Origin of the sequence: Streptomyces lasiicapitis, from assembly GCF_014646335.1 — a bacterium.
Classification (GTDB): Bacteria; Actinomycetota; Actinomycetes; order Streptomycetales; family Streptomycetaceae; genus Streptomyces; species Streptomyces lasiicapitis.
In genome coordinates this window covers 164535-176718 of record NZ_BMNG01000001.1, presented here as the reverse complement: position 1 = coordinate 176718, position 12184 = coordinate 164535, and the positions used below count along the sequence as shown (strand labels likewise).

The 12184-nt window shown below is 72.7% G+C and carries 11 protein-coding genes; 6 read left to right on the top strand and 5 right to left on the bottom strand.

Translation table 11 applies throughout. The annotated features are described in order from the left end of the window. The first annotated feature begins 69 nt into the window (after positions 1-69). Positions 70-564, top strand: a complete 495-nt coding sequence (locus IEY91_RS00795) for a MarR family winged helix-turn-helix transcriptional regulator (protein ID WP_164328188.1) — start codon at positions 70-72, stop codon at positions 562-564. 15 nt (positions 565-579) lie between these two features. Here the strand turns inward: IEY91_RS00795 and IEY91_RS00790 are convergent, their stop codons facing one another. Together IEY91_RS00790 and IEY91_RS00785 are read right to left on the bottom strand one after the other, a co-directional pair. Beyond that, positions 580-1932, bottom strand: a complete 1353-nt coding sequence (locus IEY91_RS00790; RefSeq protein WP_189172449.1) for a YncE family protein — start codon at positions 1930-1932, stop codon at positions 580-582. 240 nt (positions 1933-2172) lie between these two features. Further along, positions 2173-3042, bottom strand: a complete 870-nt coding sequence (locus tag IEY91_RS00785; RefSeq protein WP_189172448.1) for a hypothetical protein — start codon at positions 3040-3042, stop codon at positions 2173-2175. Between the two features lie 386 nt (positions 3043-3428). Between IEY91_RS00785 and IEY91_RS00780 the strand changes: the two genes are divergently transcribed. The 5 genes from IEY91_RS00780 to IEY91_RS00760 are packed head-to-tail and all read left to right on the top strand — an operon-like array spanning position 3429 to position 9436. After that, on the top strand, positions 3429-6470 hold the full coding sequence (locus tag IEY91_RS00780) for a sensor histidine kinase (protein WP_189172765.1): 3042 nt from the start codon (positions 3429-3431) through the stop codon (positions 6468-6470). Between the two features lie 8 nt (positions 6471-6478). Then, positions 6479-7030, top strand: coding sequence for a roadblock/LC7 domain-containing protein (locus IEY91_RS00775; protein ID WP_189172447.1), 552 nt, complete (start codon positions 6479-6481; stop codon positions 7028-7030). Further along, the gene (locus tag IEY91_RS00770; RefSeq protein ID WP_189172446.1) at positions 7030-7482 is read left to right on the top strand and encodes a DUF742 domain-containing protein; all 453 of its coding nucleotides are present in this window, start codon (positions 7030-7032) and stop codon (positions 7480-7482) included. The genes IEY91_RS00775 and IEY91_RS00770 overlap by 1 nt, the downstream gene beginning before the upstream one ends. Continuing rightward, on the top strand, positions 7463-8128 hold the full coding sequence (locus tag IEY91_RS00765) for a GTP-binding protein (RefSeq protein ID WP_189172445.1): 666 nt from the start codon (positions 7463-7465) through the stop codon (positions 8126-8128). Before IEY91_RS00770 ends, IEY91_RS00765 begins: the two co-directional genes overlap by 20 nt. 48 nt (positions 8129-8176) lie before the next feature. Next, positions 8177-9436 (top strand): styrene monooxygenase/indole monooxygenase family protein, encoded by a 1260-nt coding sequence (locus IEY91_RS00760; protein ID WP_189172444.1) that lies wholly within the window; start codon positions 8177-8179, stop codon positions 9434-9436. Positions 9437-9628: 192 nt separating this feature from the next. On the opposite strand, the gene IEY91_RS00755 is transcribed toward IEY91_RS00760, so the two are convergent. From IEY91_RS00755 to IEY91_RS00745, 3 genes are all read right to left on the bottom strand, one after another. Beyond that, entirely contained in the window at positions 9629-10777 is a 1149-nt protein-coding gene (locus IEY91_RS00755) for a C40 family peptidase (protein WP_189172443.1), read from the bottom strand. Positions 10778-10880: 103 nt separating this feature from the next. Then, entirely contained in the window at positions 10881-11207 is a 327-nt protein-coding gene (locus IEY91_RS00750; protein WP_164320713.1) for a DUF8847 domain-containing protein, read from the bottom strand. Between the two features lie 68 nt (positions 11208-11275). Next, positions 11276-12007 carry a TetR/AcrR family transcriptional regulator gene (locus IEY91_RS00745; protein WP_164320711.1) on the bottom strand — a complete coding sequence of 244 codons (732 nt, stop codon included), beginning with the start codon at positions 12005-12007 and terminating at the stop codon, positions 11276-11278. Positions 12008-12184 lie beyond the last annotated feature (177 nt).

Genomic DNA, 12184 nt, shown 5'->3' with positions numbered 1-12184 from the left:
TCGAGCTGCGGCGATGGCCGTGGTTGGCGGAAACTTTCAGGATCGGGAAAATGTGGCATGGGTGCTGACATGCGCGAGGACGCGGGCCGCGGCGAGGATGCCGGGGCGGGCGAGGCAGGGTCCGGCGGTGGTGTGGACCACGAATTCCTCGCCCTGGAGCGGGAGTTGACGCTGCTCCTGCGCAGGGCGCGGGCCTCCTCCGGTGAGATGGCACGGCAGGTGCATCCGGAGCTGGAGCCGGCCGCGTACGGGCTGCTCGCGTTTCTCGACGAGTCGGGGCCTCGGCGGGCCACCGACCTCGCCGCGTTCATCGGGGTCGGGAAGGCCACGATGAGCAGGCAGCTGCGGGCGCTGGAGGAGCTGGGCCTGGTCGCGCGTGAGCCAGACCCCGCCGATGGCAGGGCCTGGCTCGTGCGGCTCACGGAGGAAGGGCGTGAGCGGTTCCGCACGGTGCGGGTCGCTCGCCGGGGGCGGTATGTGCGGCAGCTTTCCGGGTGGGACCGGGGGGAGGTCGCCGAGCTTGCCCGGCTCCTTGGGAAGCTCAACGCCGGGGCGGAGTCCTAGCCCGCGTCCCGGCGACTACTTCTCGCCGTACACCACCGCCAGCGGCTGCGGCGTCTTGTACACCGTCGACGGTTCCGTCACGTGGTCCGCGCCCAGGTAGAGGCGGCTGCCGGAGTACAGGGCGCGGCGGTCCGACTCGAAGCGGGCTTCCATCTCGTAGCCGGCGGACGGGTTCTGGAGGACCTTCGTCTGCTTGAGGGTGGCGGGGTCGACCTCGTGGATCGCGCCACCCGTCTCACGGGCGATGTTCGCCTCCTCGTACGCGATGACCTTGCCGGAGTCGTCCAGGCCGATCGGCACCAGACGGCCCGAGTCCGAACCGGGGGCGCGGCGCAGCTGCTTGCCGGTCTTCAGGTCGAAGGACACCAGGTCGTTCCTGGCCTCCGAGGAGCTGCTCGCGGGGTCCGACGTGCCCAGGTACAGCGCGTTCTTGTCCTTGCTGACCGCGAGCTGCGCGCAGCCCGTGACCTCGGTGGACGGGCATTCGGCCTCGTACTTGCCGTGCTTGCCGCCGCCCACGGGGATCGTGCTGAGCTCCTTGCCCTGCGTGGCGCTGTCGTCGACCGTGATGAACTTCGAGATCCCGGAGCCGCCCTGCGACTTGCCGTCGTCGGCGGCGAGGACCAGCGGGTCGACGGCGGCGACATGGACGTACTCCGTGCCCTGCGGCATTTTGTACGTCGACTTCGCCGCGCGCGTCTTCGGGTCGACCGTCTCGACCTGGAGCTTGGGGTTGTCGGTGTCACCGCAGTCGCGGACCGCGACCAGCTTGGTGTCGTCGCCCGCGTAGCCGACGGTGTCGCAGGTCTCGTCGGACGGCTTCCACAGGGGCGTGCCGTCGAGCTTCCAGCCCGCGCTGGCGCTGGTGCCCGCGGCGGCGACCGTGCCGCCGCCGACGGTGATCTCGTCGAACATCTCGGCGCTGCCGTATTCGTTCGTGGCCTGCTTGTGCCAGAGCAGCTTTCCCTTGTCGATGTCGACGACACCGATCTCGGTGCAGACCGACGGGTCCTTCTTGTCGTTCTGGAAGACGACCGCGACCTTTCCGTCCTTGGTGGGCGTCTGGGACGACCAGCAGACCTCGCCGGTCAGCGGGACCTCCCACTCGGCCTTTCCGCCGGCCAGCGGATAGCCGGATATCTTCTTGAGCCCGGCCTTGACGAAATTCTTGTCCGTCGTCCACATGCCCATGGCCCCGGCCATCTCGCCGACCTTCGGCTGTGCCACCTTCGCGAGCACCTTCGCCTCGGCCGCGGCCGACCCCGAACCGCCCTCTTCGCTCCCGCTGTCGTCGTCCGAACCACAGCCGCTGAGCACCAGCGCGGCCGCGAGTACCGAACCCGCGATGACCGCCATGCGCCGGGACATTCAATTCTCCTTCGTGCGTGGGCACATGACCGGATGTGGTCATGCGTTCCCCATGCCCGCTGATCCTTCCCTGTTGCCGAACGGAATTTCAACAGACAATTCCTGATCTCTGCTTCAGTTGAAATGTTCCGGAGATCAGTTCGCTACGATTGCGGGAGTTGATTGAATTGAATTGTTTTTCTTCTGTCCCGGGCGGCGGGCGCCGAAACGCGTGCGGCGCGACAACTGCCTGCGCGCGAGCTACAACTCCGCGTACACCACCGCCGCGTCGTCATGCCGCTTGCCGCGCGGGAACGACGTGCCGTCCGGGTCCGCCCGCTCCAACTCCCGTACGCGGTCCACCAGTCCCTGGGGGCCGCCCTTGCGCAGCAGTGCGAAGCAGTCCGCCCAGTCGCCCTCGCGGAAAGTCTCGACCCAGCGCCCGGCGCCGTCCGTCAGGGCCGCGAGCGCGGTGACGGCGGAGCGGGGGTGGGCGCCGGTGACCGCGCGGGCCGCCGCCGAGGGGTCCGCCGCGGCCGTGAAGAAGCCGCCCTCGGCGTTCCGCAGCGCCTCGACCGCCGCCGCGTACCGGCGGCCCTCCGCCTGCCGTTCCGCCGAGCCGCGCGGCAGCGCCCGTACGGCGTCGCGCAGCTCGCCGACGGCGGGCGGGAGCTCGTCCAGGCGCCGGTCGAGGATCGCCTCGACGCCGCCGTCGGGGGCGACGCCGACGCCCACGCCCGGACCGGCCACGAGCAGCGCCGAGTCCGACAGGACCAGATGCTCGACGCGCTCCGCGTCCCACCGCGCGAGCACCACGGTTGCCTGCGGCGTACGTGGGTGAGAAAGGTCACAGGTGTCACGGTGGGTGTCCGCGGTGCGCCCGATGGCCGCCGCGAGGATCTCAGGCAGCGTCATATCCCGCCGTGAAACGGACAGTTCACCCAGCGCGCCGCCGAGCCTGGCGGTGAACCAGGGGACGGAATGCAGACACCCGGCGTCGCCGGACGGGGGCGTGACGCCGTCCAGGAGCACCAGTGATCCGCCCTGCCCGGACGCGGGGAGCGCCACCGACGCGTAGTCCTCGTTGGGGCGGTCCGGGTCGCCGGGTTCGGTGGTCAGTTCGATGCGCATCCGGTCAGTCTGCACGAGGCCTTCATGGGTTCCCCCGAAGGCCCGGCAGCGCCGGGGTGCGGGGGAGCGGGCGCGGGCCGGGCGTCGGATTTCGGCCGGAATGATCAACTCCGGCGGGGTGTGGCGGCGCATCCTGCCAAAGCAGCCCACAGACGTCCAACCGGCCCACCCCGTGCGGCGCTCACGACACGCAGGGTGACTTGCTCACCAACTCCCTGCCGATGTTCACTCCTTCAGGTGGCCAGGCAGGCGATGCGCGACTGCCGCGTACCGGCACTGGAATCGTCTGCGAAGGTCGGGATCCGGGCCGGGAGCGCTCGCGTTGACGGATCGTCACCCGGTCCCCAGGGCAGACGAAAACAGGAATGCGAGCACCGGTGCAAGAGATGCGGCCTCGGCGCGAAGGCAGGCAGCAGGCCCCGGAAGGGGACCCGCCGGGCGCGACCTCTCCCGCCGAGCAGGCGTCCGCAGTCACGGAGGGCACGCCCGAGTCCGGCACGGACGGGCCGACGGCCGCGCCGACGGACCCCTCGACCCCGACGAACGCCCCGACCCCGACAGACCTCGCGGCCAGCGCCGGCACCTCCACCCCGCCCCCCGCACCCGCCACCCCCGCACCCCCCAAAGCCCGAGTCCGCAACCGCCTCATACTCGCCGTCGCGGTGGTCGCCGCCACCGTCGCCGGGGCGGGCGCGCCCGTCGTCATCGGCGCCTCGGGCCAACTCAACGACTCGCAGAGCCTGGTGACGCTCTCCGAGCTCACCCAGCAGGCCATCACGCTCAGTCACTCGCTGGCGGACGAGCGCGACGAGGTCACCGCGTACGTCGCCGCGGGCCGCCCCGACGGCAAGGGCCTCTCGGAGGGCCGCAGCGCCCGCGTGGACCGGCGCATCGAGGAGCTGCGCGAGGCCGCCGCCGACGCCAGCACCAACACCTCCGTCACCGCCGAGCTGCGCCGCGACCTCGCCCGCCTGCCCGCCGTGCGCAGAGCCGCCCTCACCGGCAAGACCGGCGCGCTCGACGCCCACAAGGCGTACGCGAAGGCCATCACCGAACTGCACCGCCTGACCCGCGAGCTGGCCGAGAGACTCCCGCCGCGCGCGGGCTCCGGGGCCCACGCCCTGGCCGACCTCGACCACGCCGTCGACCAGGCCGGCGCCGCGCGCGGCCTGCTCCTCGCCGCGCTCGCCGTGCCCCGCCCCGCGCCGACCGGCACCACCGTCGACCCCGTCACCGGCCTGCCCACCGCCCCGGGCTCCACCGGAACGGGCACCGGCTCCGGCACCGGCGACAGCGAAGAGGACGGCCGCCGCGACGGCCTCAGCGCCGCCGCCCAGCAGGCCCACGTGCGCGAGCTCGCCGCGCTCGCCGACTTCCTGGACAGCGCGCCCGCCAAGGCCCGCGTCACGTACGAATCCACCGTCACCGGCAACGGCGTGACGACCGCCGAGCAGTACCTGGACCGCCTCACCGACGAGCCCAAGCTCTCCGCCGCCGACCGGCGCCTGGACGAGAAGAAGCTCGACACCGCGCTCTCCGCCCGCGTCGAGGCCATGCGCGGCGCCGAGAACGCGCTCGCCGCCGACCGCACCAAGAGCCTCGGCGAGCTGCGCGACGACGACGTCACGGCGCTGGAGATCCGCATCGCGCTGGTCGGCGTGCTGCTGCTCGTCGCGGTCGGCGTGTGCATGGGCACGGCGCGCTCCCTGACCCGGCCGCTCGCCACGCTGCGCCTGGGCGCGGCGCGGGTCGCGGCCGCGCCCGGCACCGAGGAGCCGGTGCGCTTCACGGGCCGCGACGACGAGTTCGCGGCGGTCGTACGTTCCGTCAACGCGCTGCACGGCCACGCCGTCGCCCTCCAGGAGCGGCTCACCACGCTGGAGGCCGACCGCAAGCACCTGATCGGCAAGCGGCAGACGATGGCCGACGCGCGCCAGGCCATGGCCGACGAGCGCGACGCGCTGCGCGCCGAGCTCGCCGAGGCGTCCGTTCACCTGGAGCGGGTGCGCAGCAGCATCCACGGCACGTTCGTGAACCTCGCGCTGCGCACGCTCGGCCTCGTCGAGCGCCAGCTCGCCGTCATCGAGGGCCTGGAGGAGCGCGAGCAGGACCCCGACCGGCTCGCCACCCTCTTCAAGCTCGACCACCTCGCCACCGTCACCCGCCGCCACAGCGAGAACCTCCTGGTCCTCGCGGGCGCCGAGCACGGCCACCAGCACGCGGGCGCCGTGCCGCTCGTCGACGTCGTGCGCGCCGCGGTCAGCGAGATCGAGCGGTACGAGCGGGTCGACATCGCCACGCTGCCGCCGCACACGCACCTCGCGGGGTTCGCGGCCGACGACATCAGCCACCTGGTCGCCGAACTCCTGGAGAACGCGACCTCGTTCTCGCCGCCCGACGCCGCCGTCGAGGTGTCCGGCTGGCTCCTGGAGAACGGCGAGGTGATGCTCTCGGTGCAGGACGAGGGCATCGGCGTGGGCGCGGAGCGCCTGGAGGAACTCAACGCGCGGCTCGCGGAGTTCACCCCCGACGACGTGTACGACCAGGAGGGCGGCGACGGACTCGGGCTCGGCCTGTACGTGGTGGCCCGACTCGCCGCCCGGCACGGGGCGCGGGTGCGGCTGCGCGAGCAGAAGCAGGGCGGTGTCGCGGCGGTCGTGGTGCTGCCCGACGGCATCCTCGCGGACCCGCCCGCGCCGGGGACGCCCGGGGCGGTGCCCGCCGCGCGCGCCGAGGTGCCGCTGGTGCACCTGCCGGGCTCGGAGGCCGAGGCCAACTCCAACGTCCTGCCGCCGCGTACGGAGAGCAACTCCCACGTCCTGCCCCCGCGCACGGAGACCAACTCCCCTGCCCTGCCGTCCCGTTCGGCCGAGCGGGACCCGCTGATCGCCGCCGCGGAGACCACACTCGAACTCCTGGCACCGCCCGTCCCGGCCGACCACCCGGACGACGCGGAGCCGCACGCGCGGCCGGACGACGAGGTCCGGCCGGAGCAGGAGGCGCGCCCGAAGCCGGACGCGCAGTCGCCGTCGGAGCCCGACGCGGCGCTCGCGGGGGAGGAGCTGCCGGAGGGCGAGTACCCGCTGCCCCTGCCGGGTGCCGAGGCCCCGGATGCCCCCGTGTTCACCGCCAAGGGGCTCCCCAAGCGGACCCCGAGGATCACCGCGCCCGCCGGGAGCACCGCGCCGAAGCCGCGGGCCGCCGTGGACGCCGAGGAGCTGCGCCGCAGGCTGGGCGGGTTCCAGCAGGGGGCCAACAGCGGCCGCCGCGACGTGGCGGCGGAACTGGCCCGTACGGAGGAGACCCGTATGGAGACCCGTACAGAAACCCGAGCACAAACCCGTACGGAAACCCGTACAGAAGAGAGTGCCGAAGGCCACCGTGCCGCAGATGTTCCGGGGGACCCAGTCGAGGAGGCAAGCAGTTGACTGCGCCCATGCGCACACCCGGTTCTTCCGCCGAGCCAGTGAAGCCCGACCCGGATACCGACCCCGCGCCGGAGTCCGACGAGGACGAAACCGTCGCGTACGGACTCAGCAGCGAGGCCAAGAACCTCCACTGGCTCCTTACGAACCTGGTCGACGAGGTCCCCGGCATCCGCTCGGTCGCCGTCGTCTCGTCCGACGGACTCCTGCTGCTCTCCTCCGACCCGGCGCGCAACGCCGAGCGCCGCCCCGCCACGAGCCCCACCGGGCCCCGGGGATCGAGCGCGGACCTGGCCACGATCGTGTCCGGGCTCGGCAGCCTCACCGTCGGCGCGGCCCGGCTGATGGACGGCGGACCGGTCAAGCAGACCGTCGTCGCGATGGCCGAGGGCAGCCTCTTCGTGATGGCGATCAGCGACGGCTCGCTGCTCGGCGTGCACGGGACGTCCGACTGCGACATGACGGTCGTCGCGTACCACATGGCCCTCTTCGTCGGCCGCGCCGGCCACCTCCTCACGCCCGAACTCCGCAGCGAGCTGCGCCAGTCGATGGAGCTCGCGTGATGAGCGGCGCGCCCGACCGCAGACCGCCCGCGCCGGGCACGGCCCCCGTGCCGAAGCTGCCCGTACGCGGCGGCGACCGGAAGCCCGCGCGCGTACGCCCGTACTCGCTGACCGGCGGCCGCACCCGCTTCGGACACGTCCTGCTGGTCGAGACGTTCGTGGCCGCGAACCCCGCGCTCGAAGCCCCGGAGGAGCGGCGCGAGCTGGGCAAGGGCGACCCGCTGAGCACCCGCGTCATGCCGGAGATGCGGGCCATCGTCGAGATCTGCCGCCGCATGCGTACGGTCGCCGAGATCTCCGCGCTCCTCAAGATGCCGCTCGGCGTGGTCCGCGTACTGCTCAGCGACCTCGCCGACCAGGGAAAGATCCGCGTGTACGGAACGGGCCACGGCCCCGGGCAGCCGAACCGCGCACTGCTCGAAAGGGTGCTGAGTGGACTCCGCCGTCTCTGACGCCACAACCGCCGTCCCAGACGAACTCCCGGCCAAACTCCCGGCCAAACTCCCCGACGACGACGGCGAGTTGCAGGCCTGGCAGACCGACCGCACGCGCGCGCCCATCGCCACGAAGATCGTCGTCGCGGGCGGCTTCGGCGTGGGCAAGACGACGCTCGTCACCGCCGTCTCCGAGATCACGCCCCTCCAGACGGAGGCGCTGATGACGCGGGCCAGCGAGGACACCGACGACCTCAGCGCGACGCCGGGCAAGACCACGACCACGGTCGCCATGGACTTCGGCCGCATCACGCTGGACGACGACCTGGTGCTCTACCTCTTCGGGACGCCCGGACAGCAGCGCTTCTGGTTCATGTGGGACGACCTCGTGCGCGGCGCGATCGGCGCGGTGGTGCTCGCCGACACCCGCCGCCTCACCGACTGCTTCCCGGCGCTCGACTACTTCGAGAGCTGCGGGATCCCGTACATCGTGGCCGTCAACCACTTCGAGGGCACCGAGCGGTACGAGGCCGAGGACGTCCGCGAGGCGCTGACCGTGCCCGCGCGCATCCCCGTCCTGATCATGGACGCGCGGCAGCGGATCTCCGCGATCGAGTCGCTGCTCGCACTGGTGGGCCACGCACTGGACGCCACCCCCGAGTAGCCATCGCCGGACGGCCGAGTGGCCCTGAACAGAAGGATCCGCAGCACCATGCGCAAGATACTCATCGTCGGAGCCGGTCAGTCCGGTCTCCAGATCGCTCTCGGACTCCAGTCGCAGGGGTACGAGGTCACGCTGATGTCCAACCGCACGGCGGACGAGATCCGGTCCGGCCGGGTCATGTCGACGCAGTGCATGTTCCACACGGCACTCCAGCACGAGCGCGAACTGGGCCTGAACTTCTGGGAGTCGCAGGCCCCGAAGATCGAGGGCGTGGGCGTCTCGGTCGCCGGTCCCACTGCGTCCGATGCAAAAGAGGGCGCCCGCGTCATCGACTGGGTCGGCAAGCTCGACGGCTACGCGCAGTCCGTCGACCAGCGGGTGAAGATGGCCGGCTGGATGGACACGTTCGCGCAGCGCGGCGGGCAGCTCGTCATCCACGGCGCGGCCGTCTCCGACCTGGACTACTTCTCCCGTACGTACGATCTCGTCCTTGTCGCCGCCGGCAAGGGTGAGCTGGTGTCCATGTTCGAGCGGGACGCCTCGCGTTCGCCGTTCGACGCACCGCAGCGGGCGCTTGCCGTCGCCTACGTCCACGGGCTCGGGCCGCGGCCCGAGCACCCCGAATTCGACGCCGTGCGCTGCAACTTGGTGCCCGGGGTCGGCGAGCTCTTCGTCATGCCTACGCTCACCACGTCCGGCCGCGCCGACATCCTCTTCTGGGAGGGCATTCCCGGCGGTCCGCTCGACGTCTTCCAGGGCGTCAAGGACCCCGGCGCGCACCTCGCCCTCACCCTCGAACTCCTGGAGAAGTTCCTGCCCTGGGAGTACGCGCGGGCGACCAAGGTCGAACTCGCCGACGCGGGTGGGACGTTGGCCGGTCGTTACGCGCCCACCGTGCGCAAGCCCGTCGGCCGTCTTCCCTCCGGCGGGCTCGTCCTCGGCGTCGGCGACGTCGTCGTCGCCAACGACCCCATCACCGGGCAGGGGTCCAACTCCGCCTCCAAGTGCGCGGCCTCGTACCTCTCGTCGATCGTCTCCCACGGGGACCGGCCCTTCGACGAGGCCTGGATGCAGTCCGCCTTCGACCGCTACTGGGCCACCGCCCAGCACGTCACCAAGTGGACCAACGCCATGCTGGGCGTGCCGCCCGAGCATGTCCTCAACCTCCTCGGCGCGGCGGGCGAACTCCCGCCTGTCGCGGACCGCTTCGCGAACGGGTTCAACGATCCCGGGGACTTCGAGAACTACTTCTACGAGGCGGAGCTGGCGGAGGGGTATGTGGCGGGGGTGGCGGCCGCGGCTGCGTAGCCCCCAACCCCGCCCCTTCCCGAAACTGGGGGCTCTGCCCCCAGACCCCCGCTCCTCAAACGCCGGAGGGGCTATACCTAGCCGATCTAGCCCGTCCGGCGTTTGAGGACGAGGCCGTTCAGGCCGATACGGGGTCTGGGGCGGAGCCCCAGTTTCGGGAAGGGGTGGGATTGGGGAGCCCCCGGCAAGGCCCTACCCCGCCCACCCCCGGTCGGCTCCCTTCGTCGCCCCCGACGGCAACTTCGGCGGCCGGTACCCCGCGACCGGCGTCGCCCGCGGGTCAGGGCGGACCGCGCCGAGGACAGGGTTCGCCGCGAGGGGCGAGACCTTGACGCGGGCGCCGGGGCGCGGGGCGTGGACGACCTTGCCGTGGCCGAGGTAGAGGGCGACGTGCGTGGCCTTGGGGAAGTAGACGATCAGGTCGCCGGGGCGCAGCTTGCGGAGGGAGACTCGGGGCAGGCGGGCCCACTGCTGCTGACTGGTCCGGGGGATCCCCCGCCCAGCCACCCCCCAGGCCCGCTGGGTGAGCCCGGAACAGTCGAAGGCGGCGGGCCCCTCGGCCCCCCACTCGTACGGCTTCCCGATCTGCGCGACGGCGTACCGCAGAGCCCGCTCCCCCCGAGCGGAAGGAGCCCGCCCCGCCTCGGCGGGCGCCCCGAGCGCACCGGAAGCGACAAGCCGCCGCTGCGCCCGCTCGGCGCCGGACTCCTCGGCCCGCCCGACCGCGGCCAACTCCTCGGCGGAGAGCGAGGCGAGCAGCTCCTCGACCTCCCGCAACCGCGACCGCACCGAGTCCCGGGCCTCCTTCTGCCGCTGGGCGAGCGACACCTGCGTGGTGAGGGCGCGCCGCGCGGCCCGAGCGAGCCCGTCGGCCTTCTTCTCGCCCTCGACGAGCCGGGTGACGGCGGCGGCCCGCTCGGCGGCGGCACGGCCGATGACGTGGCGCTGGTCGAGGGCGCCGCGCGGGTTGCGGGCGAGGAGGAGGCGTACGTAGGAGGAGATCTCCATGGTGCCGGTCTGGTACTGCTGGCGGGCGAGGCGGCCGGCGGCGCCCTTGCCGTCGTGGGCGGAGGCGCGGGCCTTGGCGAGGCCCCGGTTGAGGCCGTCGACCTCGCGGCGCTGGGCCTTCAGCTTCTCCTCGGTGGCGTTGTACGTCTCCGTGGACTCCTCGGCCTGCCGGTAAAGGCGCTGAAGGTCCGTCAGAAGCCGGGCCACGGGGCGCTCGCCGGGGCCGGGCGCGGCGTACGCGGGAAGCGCGAGCGGGGGAGCCAGGGGCGCGGCCGTGACCAGCGCGGACAGCGCCGATCCGGTGCACACCCAGCGCAGCAACCTTCCTGACACGTCATCACCTCACGGTGCGGGGCGGTCCTTCCGCCGCGCACCGCGAGCTTCGACCGCCCGCGCGCATACCGCCCGCCGGGGGCTGGCGCCCGGCGCAATGAGGTCACTCGTCCAGGTCATCCCGGCGCGGCACGTTGCGCCCGCCGCCCGGCTTGGACCACGGCCACTTCAGGTTCCGGAAGCCGCCCTCGTCCCCGCGGCCCGCTGTGCCGTCCTCGGAGTACTCGTACTTCCAGCCCGGGTGCAGCCCGAACCGCCGGGCGGCGCCGGCGGGCACCCGCCGGTACACGAGGACCGTGGGCTCGCCGCCCGCCTCGTCCGGGACCGGGACGCGGTACACCTTCGGCGGGTGCCCGGTCGGGCCGAGCAGGACCGGGAGCACGCGGCCGTCGAGGGGCCCGCCCACGAAGGGGGTGTCTTCACTCTTCACGGCACCAGTGTCACCCGCCCCGCACGGCACCTGCCTCACCCGCCCCGCACAGCACGAGTGTCACCTCCTCACAGGAGGTGCCCCGCCTCCGCCACCACCGGAAGCACCCGCCGGGCCAGCTCTCCCACCGGCCCGTCCGCGCTCTCCAGGGCCAGCGCGCGCCGGACCACGGCCGCGGTCTGCGGGTCGCGCCCCGCCGTGGCCGCGATCTGGGCCAGGAACTGCTCGACCAGCCAGTCGCGCAGTTCGTCCAGCGGCGGCTGCTTGTCCTCGTCGAGCCAGATCAGGGAGGCGGCCTCGACCGCGGTGATCCACATGCGGACGGTCATCCGCAGCCGCGGCCCCGGCGGCTCGGGCAGTTCCATGTGGGCGAGGACGTGCCCGGCGGCGGAGCGGCGCACCCCGTCGACGATGGCGGTGGTGCGGGAGGTCTCGATGACGCTGCCGCCCTGGAGCAGCGCGCTGAATCCGGCGTCGTGCTCGTCGACGAAGGCGAGGTAGCGGTCGATGGCGCGGCTCAGGCGCCGGGTGAGCGGGCCGTCCTGCGGTTCGGCGAAGCACTGTTCCAGGTCGGCGGCGGCGGTGCGCAGCGCGGCTTCGTACAACTGCTGCTTGCCGCCGGGGAAGTAGCGGTACACCAGGGGCCGCGACACCCCGGCGGCCTCCGCGACGTCGTCGAGCGAGACCTCCTCGGGGGCGCGGTGCGCGAAGAGGTTGAGCGCGGCGTCGAGGAGCTGGCTCTTGCGCTCCTCGACGCTGAGACGCCGGTACGCGCGGGTGGGGCCGACGGCTGAGGTCATGTCCCGCAGCGTAACCGTGTTTTCGTACGAAGAGTCGGTGCGGGAGCGGACGAAGACCGAGGCCACAGCGGCTCCGACCGCCTCCGAGGCGCCTACGCCAGCAGCCCCGACGCCTTCCACAGCCGCCGCCCGACCCCCCGCATCACGCCGATGTCGTCCAGGCTGTATCGATTTGCG

Excerpts from the sequence above, each read along its gene's own strand:
- IEY91_RS00775 (WP_189172447.1), top strand. The coding sequence starts at position 6,479 with ATGCGCACACCCGGTTCTTCCGCCGAGCCAGTGAAGCCCGACCCGGAT.
- IEY91_RS00780 (WP_189172765.1), top strand. The coding sequence starts at position 3,429 with ATGCGGCCTCGGCGCGAAGGCAGGCAGCAGGCCCCGGAAGGGGACCCG.
- IEY91_RS00790 (WP_189172449.1), bottom strand. The coding sequence starts at position 1,932 with ATGTCCCGGCGCATGGCGGTCATCGCGGGTTCGGTACTCGCGGCCGCG.
- IEY91_RS00760 (WP_189172444.1), top strand. The coding sequence starts at position 8,177 with ATGCGCAAGATACTCATCGTCGGAGCCGGTCAGTCCGGTCTCCAGATC.
- IEY91_RS00745 (WP_164320711.1), bottom strand. The coding sequence starts at position 12,007 with ATGACCTCAGCCGTCGGCCCCACCCGCGCGTACCGGCGTCTCAGCGTC.
- IEY91_RS00795 (WP_164328188.1), top strand. The coding sequence starts at position 70 with ATGCGCGAGGACGCGGGCCGCGGCGAGGATGCCGGGGCGGGCGAGGCA.
- IEY91_RS00785 (WP_189172448.1), bottom strand. The coding sequence starts at position 3,042 with ATGCGCATCGAACTGACCACCGAACCCGGCGACCCGGACCGCCCCAAC.
- IEY91_RS00770 (WP_189172446.1), top strand. The coding sequence starts at position 7,030 with ATGAGCGGCGCGCCCGACCGCAGACCGCCCGCGCCGGGCACGGCCCCC.